The organism is Streptomyces sp. NPDC059003 (assembly GCF_042740445.1).
Lineage (GTDB): Bacteria > Actinomycetota > Actinomycetes > Streptomycetales > Streptomycetaceae > Streptomyces.
This window is the reverse complement of sequence record NZ_JBHYJH010000203.1, coordinates 1-14479: the sequence shown is the minus strand read 5'-3', so window position 1 is coordinate 14479 and position 14479 is coordinate 1. Positions and strand designations below refer to the sequence as shown.

7 protein-coding genes are annotated in these 14479 nt (G+C 74.2%); 2 read left to right on the top strand and 5 right to left on the bottom strand.

Going from position 1 to position 14479, the window contains the following annotated elements:
• Positions 1–109: 109 nt before the first annotated feature.
• From ACFWZ5_RS39790 to ACFWZ5_RS39770, 5 genes are all read right to left on the bottom strand, one after another.
• The gene (locus ACFWZ5_RS39790) at positions 110–2395 is read right to left on the bottom strand and encodes a CDP-glycerol glycerophosphotransferase family protein (RefSeq protein WP_384892084.1); all 2286 of its coding nucleotides are present in this window, start codon (positions 2393–2395) and stop codon (positions 110–112) included.
• 147 nt (positions 2396–2542) lie between these two features.
• Positions 2543–3448 carry a carbohydrate ABC transporter permease gene (locus ACFWZ5_RS39785; protein ID WP_384805542.1) on the bottom strand — a complete coding sequence of 302 codons (906 nt, stop codon included), beginning with the start codon at positions 3446–3448 and terminating at the stop codon, positions 2543–2545.
• On the bottom strand, positions 3445–4827 hold the full coding sequence (locus ACFWZ5_RS39780; protein WP_384805540.1) for a carbohydrate ABC transporter permease: 1383 nt from the start codon (positions 4825–4827) through the stop codon (positions 3445–3447). The genes ACFWZ5_RS39785 and ACFWZ5_RS39780 overlap by 4 nt, the downstream gene beginning before the upstream one ends.
• 1 nt (position 4828) lies before the next feature.
• Complete coding sequence (locus ACFWZ5_RS39775) at positions 4829–6211, bottom strand: ABC transporter substrate-binding protein (protein WP_384805538.1); 1383 nt, start codon at positions 6209–6211, stop codon at positions 4829–4831.
• A gap of 468 nt (positions 6212–6679) precedes the next feature.
• Positions 6680–10045: an FHA domain-containing protein gene (locus tag ACFWZ5_RS39770; RefSeq protein ID WP_384805147.1), complete on the bottom strand. Its 3366-nt coding sequence runs from the start codon at positions 10043–10045 to the stop codon at positions 6680–6682.
• Positions 10046–10661: 616 nt separating this feature from the next.
• On the opposite strand from ACFWZ5_RS39770, the gene ACFWZ5_RS39765 reads away from it, so the two are divergent.
• Both ACFWZ5_RS39765 and ACFWZ5_RS39760 read left to right on the top strand, forming a co-directional pair.
• Positions 10662–12293, top strand: a complete 1632-nt coding sequence (locus ACFWZ5_RS39765; RefSeq protein ID WP_384805150.1) for a serine/threonine-protein kinase — start codon at positions 10662–10664, stop codon at positions 12291–12293.
• A gap of 182 nt (positions 12294–12475) precedes the next feature.
• Positions 12476–13708 carry a serine/threonine-protein kinase gene (locus ACFWZ5_RS39760; RefSeq protein WP_384805152.1) on the top strand — a complete coding sequence of 411 codons (1233 nt, stop codon included), beginning with the start codon at positions 12476–12478 and terminating at the stop codon, positions 13706–13708.
• The last annotated feature ends 771 nt before the right edge of the window (positions 13709–14479 follow it).

The following is a 14479-nucleotide window of genomic DNA, read 5'->3' as shown; positions in this document are numbered from 1 at the left end:
CCCCCCCACCCGCCCCGGGTGCGGGTATTCCAGCCCGTCCGGCGTTTGAGGACGAGGCGCGGAGCGCCGAAATGGGGGAAAGGGGCGAAGCCCCATACGAATGGGGGAACTAGGGGGCCGACCCCTCGGAGAGGGGTTGCCCGGCGTCGGAGGGCGACCGCGGCAGGGCGATGGAGGGGTGGGTGGGCGGGGAGGAAGAAGCCGAACCCCCCACCGCCGGGGCAGGCCTACGCTCCGAGAGCGGCACCACCCGAGGCCCCACCTCCCCGAACACCACCCGCCGAACCACCCGTTCCCCGACCCTCCCGTCGTCATGGGGACAGAACCGCTCCCGAAACGCCGCGCGCAACTGCGCCGACCGCGACCCCCGCCAGTGCCCACTCGCGAAGATGTCCGTCAACTCGTCCTCCCCCCGGGCCACCGCCCCCGGCGGACACTCCCGCACGTCGAAGTAGGAGCCCCGCGCGGCCTCGTACGCCTCCCAGTCCTCCACGTGCAGCACGATCGGCCGGTCGAGATTGGCGTAGTCGAACATGATCGACGAGTAGTCGGTCACCAGCGCGTCCGCCGCCAGGCAGAGCTCCTCGACCCGGGGGTGCCCGGACACGTCGATGACGTGGCCGGAGGTGGCGGCGAGCGCCCCGCCGTACGCGTGGTGGGAGCGGGCGAGCACCACGAACCCGGGCCCGAGCCGCCGCGCCACCCGCTCCAGATCGAGCGGCGGCCGCTGCGCGCGCCGGTAGTCGCGGTGCGTCGGCGCGTACAGGATCACCGTCGTGCCGGCGGGCACGCCGAGCCGCTCGCGGACGCGGGCCACGTCCGCCCCGGTGGCGCGCTGGAAGGGGTCGTTGCGCGGATGCCCGTACTCGAGGGTCGTGTACGCGGCGGGGAAGGCCCGCTCCCACACCAGCGTCGAGTGGCGGTTCGCCGACAGGACGTAGTCCCACTTGTCGGCGCCCGCCAGCAGCGCGGCGAAGTCCGTGCCGCGCGCGGCCGCCGGACGGTCCTGGAGGTCGAGGCCCATGTGCTTCAGGGGCGTGCCGTGCTGCGTCTGCACCAGGACCTGGTCGGGGCGCTTGACCAGGCGGCGGTCGAAGTTGACGTTGTTCACCAGGTACTTGGAGCGGGCCAGGGCCGTCCAGTACGCGGCCGTGCCGGGCGTCAGCCTGCGCGTGCCCGTCGGCACGGTGTGGTGGTGCTCGGGCGCCGCGATCCAGGCGGTGCTGATGAACGGGGCGTGCTCGCGGAACGCCTCCTCCAGGGCGCCCGGATTGCAGCTGTGCCCGTGCCCCCAGTACGCGGAGAACACCGCGCGGTCGGCGCGCACCGGAAGCCGCAGCTGCACGCGGTAGTGCAGGCGCAGCAGCGCGCCCTTGACCAGGTGCAGGGCGCGCGCGGCACCCCGCCGCGCCCCCGCCGAGAGCCGGACGGCCGTCGAGAAGGCCCGGTAGGCGCGGTGCGAGCCGAGCCGCACCAGGACGTGCCGCAGCCGGGCGCGCAGACCCGGCGGGCTGCCGGGGGAGCGGTAACGGCGGTAGTGGGCACGGGCCTTGCGCAGGAACTCGCCGCGGCTGTCGGAGGGAAGCCGGTCGGGCCGGGCGAACACCGCGGCCAGGTGGTCGACCATGCGCCGGAAGATCATGGGCCGCCACGCGGCGGCGAGGTCGGGCCGCCGCTCGAAGAACGCGAACACCCGCTCGTACTGGTCGAAGATGTCGAAGTGCCCCCGGCTGACCGTGTGCAGGATGCTGCCGTGGCGCCGCTGCCGGTAGTGCACGCACACCCGGTCGAGCGTCGCGATCGAGGCCGCCGACATCAGCAGCGGATACGTCCAGGGCGCGTCCTCGTAGAACCCGTGCGGGAACGCGAAGCCCTCGCGCTCCACGAACTCGCGGCGGTGCGCCTTGTTCCAGGCGACCATGAGCAGGCGGAGCAGGGCGGGCCTGTCGGCGAGCTCGAAGGGGGCGCCCCCGTCCTCGGCGAGCAGGTGCGCGAGCTGGTTGCGGGCGGCCTCGCCCGACCAGTACGTGCGCGCGTAGTCGAAGACCAGGACGTCCGGCTCGTCGGTGCGCTTGAGCCGCTCGGCGATCGCCTCCAGGGAGCCGGGCGTCAGGGTGTCGTCGCCGTCGAGGAAGATCAGGTAGTCGCCGGTGGCGTGCTCCATGCCGGCGTTGCGGGCGGGCCCGAGGCCCACGTTCTCCTTCAGGTGGACGGCTCTGACCCGCGGGTCCCGGTCCGCCCACTCGTCGACGATGGCCCCGCACGCGTCCGGGGAGCAGTCGTCGACAGCGATCAGCTCGAAGTCGGTGAAGCTCTGCTCCAGTACGGACGCCAGGCACTCGTGCAGATAGGCCTGCACCTTGTACGCGGGGACGATGACACTGAACCGGGGCACGGCACATCCATGGGTCGGCGCGGGCATACTGCCCGAAAACGTCCGTTGGGGTGACCGGGTTACGCCGGATGCGACAGACGGGGGATCTTGAAGGGCACGCGGTTTACGTACGTCACCTCATCGCGTCCCCCTCGTCACCGCACGGCGTCACTTCACCGCCCCGGCCATCACCCCCGACACGAACTGCCGCTGGAACGCGAAGAACACGGCCAGCGGGATCACCATCGAGATGAACGCGCCCGGCGCCAGGATCTGCACGTTGTCGCCGAAGAACCGCACCTGCTGCTGGAGCGCCACCGTGATCGGCGGGCTGCCCGCGTCGGCGAAGATCAGCGCGATCAGCATGTCGTTCCAGACCCACAGGAACTGGAAGATGCCGAGCGAGGCGATCGCCGGCGCCCCGAGCGGCATCACCACGCGGACGAACAGGCGCAGTTCACCGGCGCCGTCGAGCCGCGCCGCCTCCAGGAGCTCACGCGGGATCTCCGCGAAGAAGTTCCGCAGGAGGAAGATCGCGAACGGCAGGCCGAACGCCGTGTGGAAGAGCACCACACCCGTCGTCGTCTCGAAGATCCCGAGCTCGCCGAAGAGCTTCGACACCGGTACGAGGGCCACCTGCACCGGCACCACGAGCAGCCCCACCACGGCCAGGAACCACCAGTCGCGGCCCGGGAACTCCATCCACGCGAACGCGTACCCGGCGAGCGAGCCGATGACCACCACGAGCAGCGTCGCCGGGACCGTGATGGTCACGCTCGTCAGGATCGAGTCGGTGATCGTCTCGTCCTCGAGGAGGTTCTTGTAGTTCTCGAACGTCAGCTGGGACGGCGCCCCGAACACCTTCCACCAGCCGCTCTCGGACATGTCGTCCGACGTCCGCAGCGAGCCGAGGAGCAGCCCGAACGTCGGCACCAGCCAGAACAGGCCGACGACGATCAGGAACACGCGCAGCGCGGTCCCGCTGAGGACGGCGGCGATCCGCTCACCGAGCGACTGCTTCGCCTTGACGGTCCGCACGGGCGGCGCCGCCCCGAGCCCCGAGTGCGTGGTCATCGCCGCTCCTCCCGCCGCATCCGCCGGATATTGAAGAGGATCACCGGAATCACCAGCAGGAAGAGGAGCACCGCGATGGCGCTCGCCACGCCCGCGTCGCGGTCGGTGAAGGCCGAGTTGTACAGCTGGAGCGCGAGCACGTTCGCGTCGTCCTTCGACGAGCCCGGCGGGATCACGAAGACCAGGTCGAAGATCTTCATGACGTTGATCATCAGCGTGACCAGGACGACCGCGAGCACGGGCGCGAGCAGCGGCACCGTCACACGACGGAACACCTGCCACTCGTTGGCGCCGTCCACGCGCGCCGCCTCCAGGAGCTCACGCGGCACGCTCGCGAGCCCCGCCGCGATGAGCACCATCGCGAACCCGGCCCACATCCACACGTAACTGCCGATGACGGCGGGCGTGATGAGGCTCGGCCCGAGCCACTTCACGCCGTTGTACGGCTCGCGGAAGTTCGACGCCGGATAGCGAAGGAGCGCCCCGTCCGCCTCCTTCGGCAGCGCGAACGTGCCGTCGGCCGCGGCCTTGGTCGAGGCCACCACCTCGCCGCCCTTCACCGCCTCGATCTTGATGCCGGGGTAGCCGAACTCGACGGCGTCCGGCGCGTTGAGCTTCCCGCGGCCCTTGCCGCGCGTGAAGTCCTGCCAGGCCGTGCCGGTGACCTTGCCCGGCTCCGCCTGCGCGGCCCGCGCGGACTTCGCGCTGTCCGGCATCTGGTCCGGCGGCACCCCGGTGAGCGGCAGCAGCACCGGCTCCCCGGCCCGCACCGGCTCCCGCGTGACGAACGCGCCGCCGCCCGCGTCCTTCAGCGGCGAACGCGCGCCCGGGTGCCCGCGCGTGAAGTGGGACGACTCGACGAACGTGTCGTGCACCCCCACCCACACGGCGTTGGCGACACCGCGGTCGGGGTCCGACTCGTACACGAGCCGGAAGATGATGCCCGCCGCCAGCATGGAGATCGCCATCGGCATGAAGACGACCAGCTTGAACGCCGTGCCCCAGCGCACCCGTTCGGTGAGCACCGCGAAGACCAGGCCGAGCGCGGTCGTGACGATGGGCGCGAACACCACCCAGAACGCTGTGTTCTTGACGGCGGTCCTGATCCCGTCGTCCTCGAACATCGTCTCGTAGTTGCCGAGGCCGGTGAAGTCGCCGCCCTTGTCGAAGAAGCTGCGAAGCACCGAGTACCCGATCGGGTAGAGCACGAGCGCGCCGAGCAGCACGAGCGCGGGCAGCAGGAACAGCGCCGCGATCGTCCTGCGCGTCCCGGTCACGCCCCTGCGGGGACCGGACCCGCGCGGGCCGGTCGCGGTCGTGCGCGGCGTCGGCCGGGCCGGGGGCACCGCCGCGGCACCCCCGGCGTCCGAGGCGGCCACGTCAGCCCTTCTTGTACGCCTTGGCGGCCGCGTCCTCCAGCGTTTGCTGGGTGCCCGCGACGTCCTTCGGGTTCTTCAGGAAGTCCTGCAGCGCCTTCCACTCGCCCTTGCCGGGCGTGCCGCCGAAGGACTGCGGGGCCTGGTCCGACATGTCGTAGCGGATGTCGTCGCCCGCCTTGACCAGGGCGTCGGCGATGCCGCGCTGGACGTCGTTCGGATACGCCTCGAGGTCCAGGTTCTTGTTCGGCGACACGAAGCCGCCCGCCTCGGCCCAGATCTTCGCGGCGTCCGGCGACGCCAGGAACGTGAGCAGCGCCTGCGCGCCCTTGCTGTCCTTCAGGGCGACGGCGGCGTCACCGCCCACCACGGCGGGCGGCTCGTCCCCCACGGCCGGGAACGGGAACACCTTGGCGTCCGTCCCCACCTTCGCCTTGGTCTCCGCGATCGCGAGGGACACCATGTCGCCCTCGAACACCATGCCCGCCTTCGGCTGCTCGCCGCCGGTGAACGTCTGCTTCACGGAGGCGGGGAACTCGGTCTGCAGCGCGCCGTCCGCGCCCCCGGCCACGAACCCCTTCTTCCCGAACAGGCCGCCCAGCGTGGTCAGCGCCTGCTTGACCGACGGATCCGTCCACTTGATCTTGTGCTGGGCGAGCTGGTCGTACTTCTCCGGGCCCGCCTGGGAGAGATAGATGTTCTCGAACCAGTCGGTGAGGGTCCACGCCTCCGCGCCGCCGACGGACAGCGGGGTCACGCCCGAGTCGTAGACGCTCTGCGCGGTCTTCAGGAACTCGGCCCACGTCTTGGGCTCCTTGGCGCCCGCGTTCTCGAAGACCTTGGTGTTGTACCAGACGAGGGACTTGTTGGCGGCCTTGAAGTACACCCCGTACTGCTTGCCGTCCACGGCCCCGAGGTCCTTCCACCCCTGGGCGTAGTTCTCGTCGAGCTCCTTCTGCGCCGCCGCCCCCACCGGCTTGGCCCACTTGTTCTCCACGGCCTGCTCGATGGCGCCCACCTGCGGCAGCATCGCGACGTCCGGCGGCTCGCCGCCCGCGACCTTCGACTCCAGGAAGCCGATGATCGGGTCCTGCGCGGGTACGAAGGACACGCTCGCGCCCGTGCGCTTCTCGAACTCGTCCAGGACCCGCAGGAACACCTTGCGCTCGGCGCCGCCCCACACCGCGGCCACGGACACCTTCGCGCCGTCGAGCTCGGGCAGCTGAACGGAGGCGGCACTCCCCTTCCCGCCCTTCTCTTCCCCGCCGTCCTTGCCCTTGTCGTTGTCGTCGTCACCGCCGCAGGAGCTGAGGGCCAGCGCGAGGGCGCCGACGGCGGCGGAGGCGACGATCCGTGTACGAAGAGTGCGTGTACGAGTGCTGCGCATAGCTGCCCCGTTCTCTTCTCTCGTCCCGGCAAGTCCCGCTCCGCATGGTGTACGCCCGCCCGAGGACCCCAGCAAGACGCCCAACACTGTCAACCAACGGATTGTGATCCCGTTGTGACGAACCGTCACGTTCGGTCTGTCCGTGTCCGCACGTACCGCCGCTATCGCGGCGCCTTCACCCCGCCCGCCCACCCACTACCAACCGTCCCCGCCGCACCCGCCGACGGCGACCGGCCCCCACCGGGGGCGCCCGCCCCGCGTCAGGGTGGAAACGGGCGGGCGGGTGGGAAAAGTCCGCCGCGGTAGCGGCGGAAACCCCCACCGGCCCGCACCCGCCCCCGATACGCCCCCGCTCCGCGGCGAGATCCACCCCACCCACCCCATGCGCCGCCGACGGCGGGGAACCCCCGCTGGGGGCGGTCACCCCGCGGGACGCTGGAAACGGGCGGGCGGGTGGGAGAGGAACCGCTAGAGCAGGGACCCCACCCGCTCCGCGGAAACGGACCGCGCGGCCCGCTCAAGCGCACTCGCAAGCAACGCCAAATCCGTAGGCCCGTTCCCCAACTCCCGCACAGGCCGCCGAGCCGGCGGATCCCCCATGCGCTCCCACTCCAGCGGAACCACCGTGGGCCGCAGCGTCGCCGTCCGAGGAATCCGCCCGGTGACCCGCCCCGCCTGGAAGGCGGTCCCCCTCCCGTCGGGCCCGCGCAGCACACCCCGCCCCGGGGCGGGGTCCTCCACCCCGCCCCCCACGGCGTCGAGCACGACCCGCAGACCGGCCTGCCGCTCCACCTCCGTACCGGCCGTGCGCCCAGCACTCCGCGCCGCCGCCACCAGGTGCACCCCGAGCCGCTCCCCGTCCCGGGCAACCGCTTCGAGGGCACGCACGACCGACCCGGCGGCGGGCCGCCCGGGCGCGCCGAGCGCGGGCGCGAGCAGCGCGTCGAAGTCGTCGACGACCACGACGAGCCGCGCGAGGGGCGGCCCGGGCTCGGGCCGGGCCGCGGCGGGCCGCAACCGCAGCGTGGAACTCGACGGCGCGTCGAGGTCACCGCCGCCCACTCCACCACCGTCGGAGTCACCCACCGAGCCCACCGAGCCGACCGAGCCGACCGAGCCCGCCGAGCCCGCCGAGCCCGCCGAGCCCACGGAGCCGACCGAGCCCCCGGAACCTGTGGAACCCGCCTGGCCCGCCGCCTCAGGCGCAGGCGCAGGCGTCCGCTGCGCGACCATCCGCCCCGAAACCTCCCGCCCCGTGTGCCACTCACCGAACCCCTGCCGCCCGAGCAGCTCGGCCCGGCGCTTGAGCTCGGCGGTGAGGGACTGCGCGAACTCCCGCATGCGCACGGGGTCGTTGACCGCGAGGTGGGTGGTGACATGGGGCAGGTCGGTGCAGACATGCAACCCGTCACCCTGCCGCTCGCCGCCACCGGCACCCCCACCGGCCGCGCCGCCGCCGTCGCGCCCGTCTATCAGGACGATGCCGAGCCGGTCGGGCCGCTCGGCGGCGGCGAGGGACGCGGTGACGGACCGCAGCAGCTCCGTACGCCCGCTGCCCGGGGGGCCTTCGACGAGCAGATGCGGCCCGTCGGCGGCGAGGTCGGCGACGACGGGCCCGCGCGCCCCCGCGCCGAGCACGGCCCACACGCGCCCGCCGAGCGCCTGCGCGTCGTCCGCGGCGGCCGCCCACCGCGCCATCAGGGACGCGGGCGTGGCCCGCGCGAGCCCCAACTCGTCCAGGAGCCGCGCCGCCTGGGGCAGCGGCGCCGCCACGCGCGCGTGCCCGTCGCCCTCGCCCGTCCCGTCGGGCCGCAGCGGGGCGAGCGCCCGCGCGAACCGCAGGGCCCACGCGGCCGACACACCGTCCACCGCGGCGAGGGTGCCGTGCCCGGCGGGCTCGCCGTCGGCCGTGCGCAGCACCCACAGGGCCGTCGCCACGTCACCGCTGAGCAGCGCCGCCGCCCCGCACGCGCGGAACGCGGGCGTCACCGAGCAGGCCGCGTCGTACGTGTCCGACACCGGCGAGGTCGGCGAGGCCGCCGCGGTCTCGGCGAGGCACACGACGTGGATCCCGGCCCGGGCCCCGTCCCGGGCGAGCCGCACGGTGGCCTCGCGCAGCGCCGCGGACCCGGGGTCCCCGTCGACGACCACGACCGTGCGCGGGTGGACCGCCTCCGCGTCGGGCCCCTCTGCGGAGGGGGCGCACTCGTCCAGGCGGCGCAGCAGCTCGTCCGTGCGCGCGGCGGCCTGGTCGCGGTCGTGGGCGAGCAGCAGGCGGCAGTCCTGGCCGTGCGCGGGCCGCAGGTGCGGCAGCCAGCCGAGCCAGGCCCAGGCGTCGGCGCGCTCCCGCGGCGTACGGGCGCGGTCCGTGCTGATGAGGACGATCTCCAGGTCGGCGGGGGAGTGCAGCGCGGCCAGCTGCGCGAGCACCGAACGGGCGAGCCCCGCGAGCCGCTCGCGCGGTCCGGCGAGCCCGAGCGCCCCCGCTTCCCGCAGGCTCACCGTGACCGGCACGGCGGGCAGCAGGCCGTCGTCGCCGGGCATCGCCCGGTCCACCGTGCCGAGCCGCACGGCCAGCGCCTCGGGGTGGCCGGGGCCGCGCTCCCAGAGCCGGGTGCCGGGGCCGAGGGCCGTCAGGAGCAGCGCCGCCGCGTCGGGCCACACCTCGGGCACCCGCTCGCGCGGGTCCAGCGCCGTGCCCCCGTGCGGCACACCGGGCGTCTCGGTCGCCTCATGGCCTTCGTACGCCTCGTCGGCCGCGGCCGTGGAGTGCTCGGGCTCCTCGTCGCGACCCCCGGCGAGCCGCCGCGCCCACGCCGAGAGCCCGCCCCGCTTGCGCAGGCCGCGCGGCACGGTCGTCCCGCGCGCGGGGGTGCCCGCCCGGTGCCGCTCCGCTTCGGGCGCCCCGCCCTGCTGCGGCACCACGGGAACCTCCCCGCCGCCTCCGGCCGCGCCCCATCCCGCCGCCCCGTAGGCATGCTGCGTCGCGTCGGAAACCCCGCCAGCGCCGTCCCGTACTCCCGAGGCGCCCGAGGCCCCCGAAGGCCTCGGCGCCTCCGCCCCCGTGGCCGCGGACGCGGACCCACTGGACGTACCGGCCGCACCAGGCGCGGAGAAGGGCGCACCAGCCACCCCCGCGCCCCCGGAAGCTGTCCCCGCACCCCCGTCACCCGAGGCGACCCGCACGCGCACGTGCCCCTCGCCGTCCGGAGCCGACGCCAGGGCACCGCCCGTGCCGCTGCCCGTGGTCAGCCGGAGCATGGACTCGCCGATGCGCAGCAGGGAGCCGGAGGTGAGCCGCACCGGGCGGTCGGTGACGGCGCGGCCGTCCACCGTCGTGCCGTTCGTCGAGCCCAGGTCCGTGACCGTCACCCGGCCGTCCGGGTCGAGCGTGACCGCGCAGTGCAGCCGGGACACGTCGGGGTCGTCCAGCGGCACGTCGGCCTGGGCGGAGCGGCCGACGCGGACCTGGCCGCCGTGCAGCAGGTGCACGCCGCCCGCGTCGGGGCCCGCGACCACGTGCAGCCGGGCGGCCGCGTCCGCGAGCTCGGGGCCCGGCTCGGCGGGGGCGCCCACGGAGAGCACGGCCCCGTCGACCAGCGGGGGCTCGCCGAGCGTGCAGCGCTGGAGGTCGAGCCGCTCCGACTGCGCGTACAGCACGGCGGGGCCGTCGCCGGACGCGACAGCGGCGGCGAGGCCGGAGGCCACCGCGGCGAGCGCGGTCCCGGCGGGGGCGGTGACCAGCACGTCGCAGGCCGTGGCGGGACGGGCGTGCGGCCCTGTCTGGTCTGCCTGGCCGCCACGCGGCCCGAGGACGGTCAGCCGGATCTGCATCGCGGTCTGCGGTCCCTTCTGCGCTGGGCGCCCGGCACGGGGCTCGCGCTGTGATTCCCCCCACCGCACACGGGCACGTCGGCCAGTACGAGAAGCATCCTCGCACCTGCCACTGACAACACGCCCGCCCCCCACCCGTAAGTGATCTTGATTGGTCGGCTCTGCTCCGAAAAGTGCCAAGGAATGTGCGCAGGAACGGACGCGCCCGTACGAAGGAGAAGCCGCCCCGCACCTCGCCGCACCGGCGGGAATCCCCTTCCGTCACCCCGTGGGAGCCACCTTCCGCCACACCCGCGGGAACCGCCTTCCGCCGCACCCGCGGGAACCGCCCCACCCCACCCCGCGCAACCACCTCCCCGCCCCCGCCACAACCGCCTCCCCACCCCCGTGGGAACCACCTTCCCGCACCCGCGGCAGCGGCCTTTCCGCCCCCGCGGCAACCAACCGCGCTGGTCACGCGTCTTCCTTGCGAACAAAGGTCCGTGACGGCCGCCGGCCGGGTGCAAGATCATCGACCGGTGCCCCGTTCCACGGCACTAGAGTGGGTCGGAACGCCTCTTCAGGGCGACGACCGACCAGGACCACAGACCAGCCAGATCAGCAGGGAGCGCATGACGTGCGGCCGGTAGGCAGCAAGTACCTGCTCGAGGAGCCGCTCGGGCGCGGCGCCACGGGCACCGTCTGGCGAGCCCGCCAGCGGGAGACCGCGGGTGCCGAGGCGGCGGTTCCCGGCCAGCCCGGTGAGACCGTCGCGATCAAGGTCCTCAAGGAGGAGCTCGCCAACGACGCGGACGTCGTGATGCGCTTCCTCCGGGAGCGGTCCGTCCTGCTCAGGCTGACGCACCCGAACATCGTGCGCACCCGCGACCTCGTCGTCGAGGGCGATCTGCTCGCCCTCGTCATGGACCTGGTCGAGGGCCCCGACCTGCACAAGTACCTGCGCGAGAACGGCCCGTTCACGCCGGCCGCCGCGGCCCTGCTGACCGCGCAGATCGCCGACGCGCTGGCCGCGAGCCACGCGGACGGCGTCGTGCACCGCGACCTGAAGCCCGCGAACGTCCTGGTCAAGCAGGACGCCGACGGCATGCACCCGATGCTCACGGACTTCGGCATCGCCCGCCTCGCCGACTCCCCGGGCCTGACCCGCACCCAGGAGTTCGTCGGCACGCCCGCGTACGTCGCGCCGGAGTCCGCCGAGGGCCGCCCGCAGACGAGCGCCGTCGACATCTACGGCGCGGGCATCCTGCTGTACGAGCTGGTCACGGGCCGCCCGCCGTTCTCCGGCGGCTCCGCGCTCGAAGTCCTGCACCAGCACCTGAGCGCCGAGCCGCGCCGCCCCTCGACCGTCCCCGACCCGCTGTGGACGATCATCGAGCGCTGCCTGAGCAAGGACCCGGACCGCCGCCCGAGCGCCGAGAACCTGGCGCGCGCCCTGCGCACCGTCGCGGACGGCATCGGGGTGCACGCGTCCGCCGCGCAGATCGCCGCCGCGGAGGGCGTGGCCGCGCTGCTCGCGCCCGACCCGGCCCCCGCGCCGGTGCCGGACACCCCTGGCGCGGCCGACCCCACCCAGGTCCTGCCGAACACGTCGGGCGGGTACGACCCGCACGCCGCGACGAGCGTCATGCCGCACACCGGTGGACCCGGCGGACCCGGCGGCCCCCAGGGCGCCGCCGACCCCACGGCCGTCATGCCGCCCGTGGGCCCCGGCCAGCACGGGGCGAACCCGGACGAGCCGCACCCCTGGCAGAACCAGATGCGCGCGGCCCGCGACCGGAACGACCAGACGCAGGTCCAGTATCTGGACCCGAGCCAGGACCCCCTGCGCCGCCGCCCGCAGCGCCAGGTCGCCCGCCCCCAGGCGCAGCCGCAGCCCCAGCGCCAGCCGCAGCCGTACGCCCCTCAGCACCAGCCCCAGCCGTACGCGCCGCAGCACCAGCCCCAGCAGATGCAGCCGCAGCCGTACGCGCCGCAGCCGCAGGCCCCCGCCCCCGCGCCCCAGCCGCAGGCCCCGCAGCCGCCCGAGCCCCGTCAGCGGCGCCAGCGCAGCGCGAACCCGACGAAGATCCCCGGCCTCGGCTGCCTGAAGGGCTGCCTGGTCGTGCTCGTCATCCTGTTCGTCGCGAGCTGGCTGGTCTGGGAGCTGAGCCCGCTCCAGGACTGGATCGGTACGACGAAGGGCTACTGGGAACAGCTCAAGGACGTCTACAACGAGGTGTCGGACTGGGCCTCGAAGATCAAGACCTGAGGTCCTCAGGAACCTGAGGACCTGAGCCCTTGAGACGGGCCCCGGCGGGGGCCCGCCGTCCGGCAACACCACAGTGACCCTGGGGATTTGTCGACATCTGTGGGGTGATTTCCGCTCCCGGAGTGAAGGTTGGCGTCATGGCCGCGTACTTTTGACGCCAACACACATCCGTAGGAGCAGTCTTGGCACGCAAGATCGGCAGCCGGTACACCGCCCATCAGATCCTGGGCCGTGGCAGCGCCGGCACGGTGTGGCTCGGCGAGGGGCCCGAGGGGCCGGTCGCCATCAAGCTGCTGCGCGAGGACCTGGCCTCCGACCAGGAGCTCGTCGGCCGCTTCGTCCAGGAGCGCACGGCGCTGCTCAGCCTCGACCACGCGCGCGTGGTGGGCGTCCACGACCTGGTGGTCGACGGCAACGACCTCGCGCTCGTCATGGACCTCGTCCGCGGCACCGACCTGCGCACCCGCTTGGAGCGCGAGCGCCGCCTGGCCCCGGAGGCCGCCGTCGCGATCGTCGCGGACGTCGCGGACGGCCTGGCCGCCGCCCACGCCGCCGGCATCGTGCACCGCGACGTGAAGCCGGAGAACGTCCTCCTGGACATGCAGGGCGCCCTCGGCCCCGGCGGCTCCCACCCCGCCCTCCTCACCGACTTCGGCGTGGCCAAGCTGATCGACTCCCCGCGGCGCACCCGCGCCACGAAGATCATCGGTACGCCGGACTACCTGGCCCCCGAGATCATCGAGGGCCTGCCCCCGCGCGCCGCGGTCGACATCTACGCCCTGGCCACCGTCCTCTACGAGCTCCTCGCGGGCTTCACGCCCTTCGGCGGCGGGCACCCCGGCGCGGTCCTGCGACGCCATGTCACGGAGACCGTGGTCCCCCTTCCCGGTATCCCCGACGAGCTCTGGCAGCTGATGGTCCAGTGCCTCGCCAAGGCCCCGGCCTCCCGGCTGCGCGCCTCCGAGCTGGCCGCGCGCCTGCGTGAGCAGCTTCCGCTGCTTGCGGGCATGCCGCCGCTGGACGTCGACGAGCCGGACGCGGAGGTGCAGGCCGAGGACGCGCACGAGGAGGCGGCGCCCGAGCCGCGTGAGCAGCCCCCGCGGCGGGGGGCCGTCCCCCTGGTGCCCGGGGCGGCGCCCGCGGACGCCAACCGGGACACCCACACGTCCATGCGTGTGCCCGGCCCGGAGGAGCTGGCGGGCGGCGCCCGCGGCACCGCCCGCGCTCCCCGTGCCACGGGTTCCGTCCGCCCCGGCTCGGCCCGCCACCGCGCCTCTACGCGCCGCCGCCGCATCGCCCTGGGCGCGGCGGGCGCGGTCCTGGCCGCCGCGGTAGGCGCAGGCGCCTGGTACGCCACGACGGACGACCCCCCACCCACCCCCAACAACAAAAACTCAGCCCCCCCAACCCCCTAACCCCCCACCCAAGGGCAACCACCCCTGCCCGCACCCCGCCTGTGCGCAACACCCCTGCCCACACGCCCCGCCGCCCGGGCCGACCACTCTGTACGTGCCCCCGCCTGTGTCCGCCCCCTCATGGCTGCACGCCCCGCCGCTATCGCGACGGCATCTTCCCGCCCACCCACCCATGGGTGACCGCCCTGGCCGCGCCCCCGCCAGTTTTCGACGGTCCATGGGTAGCCCCCGGCTGAGGCTGGCCGCCCTGTGTGCCCCGCCTGAGCCCGTCGCCCATGCCCCACACGCCCCGCCCACCCGCCCATGGGTGCCGGTCCTGCCCACACACCCGGCCGCTCCATGGGTGCACGTCCCGCCGCTATCGCGGCGGCTTCTCCCCGCCCACCCGCCCATGGGCGGACGTCCCAGGGCGGGCGTCGCCGCTATGCCCCCGAACCCGCAGACGCCGACAGCGCCGAGCCCCCACCGGGGGCGTCCACCCCGCGTCGGGGTGGAAACGGGCGGGCGGGTGGGAGATGAAGCCGCCGCGGTAGCGGCGGATGGTGCCACCGGGCCGCAGGCGCCGATGGTGCCGGGCCCCCACCGGGGGCGTTCGCCCGGCGTCGGGGTGGAAACGGGCGGGCGGGTGGGAGATGAAGCCGCCGCGGTAGCGGCGGATGGTGCCACCGGGCCGCAGGCGCCGATGGTGCCGGGCCCCCGCTGGGGGCGTTCGCCCGGCGTCGGGGTGGAAACGGGCGGGCGGGTGGGAGATGAAGCCGCCGCGGTAGCGGC